The organism is Bacillus sp. 220_BSPC (assembly GCF_001054655.1).
In the GTDB taxonomy this organism is placed as follows: Bacteria; Bacillota; Bacilli; order Bacillales; family DSM-1321; genus Peribacillus; species Peribacillus frigoritolerans.
This window is the reverse complement of record NZ_JVPL01000156.1, coordinates 1-643: the sequence shown is the minus strand read 5'-3', so window position 1 is coordinate 643 and position 643 is coordinate 1. Positions and strand designations below refer to the sequence as shown.

Below are 643 nucleotides of genomic sequence, written 5' to 3'. Positions count from 1 at the left end.
AAGAGGAGTTAGATCATTTTTTAGAATTTCTAAAAGAAATTGAAGAGGTGGCAGGGCAGATGCCTATGGTCATTTTAGAATCTACAGGGCATTACCATTCTCCCGATATTCAATACTTGGAGGAACAAGGGATTCTATATATCTTACTAAATCCGATTATTTCTTATCAGGCAAAGAAGTCCAGTTTACGGAAGGTAAAAACGGACGTAATCGATGCGTACCAGTTGTGTGTGCTGTATTACAAGGAGGATTTTGAACCTCATAAAATTAGAGGAATTCAGCTTTTAGACCTTCGTAATTTGTCAAGACAACAGGAAATCGTAACGAATATGTATGTGGAGGCTAAACTTCAGTTTCACACCATTTTAGATCAAGTGTTTCCTGAATACCGGAAGGTTTTTGGGGATCTATATTCGAAGGTTTCTTTATTGATGTTAAAGGAATATCCTACATCAGAGACGGTATTAACGGCCGGAGAAAGTAGACTAGCAGAGAGTGTAATAGAGTTCTGTCCTAGCCGATCGGGTGAATGGGCATGGGAAAAAGCAAAAAAAATAATGGATTCCGCATCTCGAAATCCATTTCAAAAAAATGTGTATGAAAGTCACGTAATCAATCTTCGTATGTATATTGAGTTGCTTTT

Annotated in this window: 1 protein-coding gene; it reads left to right on the top strand. The window is 37.5% G+C overall.

The genetic code is table 11. The annotated features are described in order from the left end of the window. Positions 1–59: 59 nt before the first annotated feature. Positions 60–643: IS110 family transposase (locus ADA55_RS10310; protein ID WP_264371001.1), on the top strand; the 584-nt coding region annotated here is incomplete at its 3' end.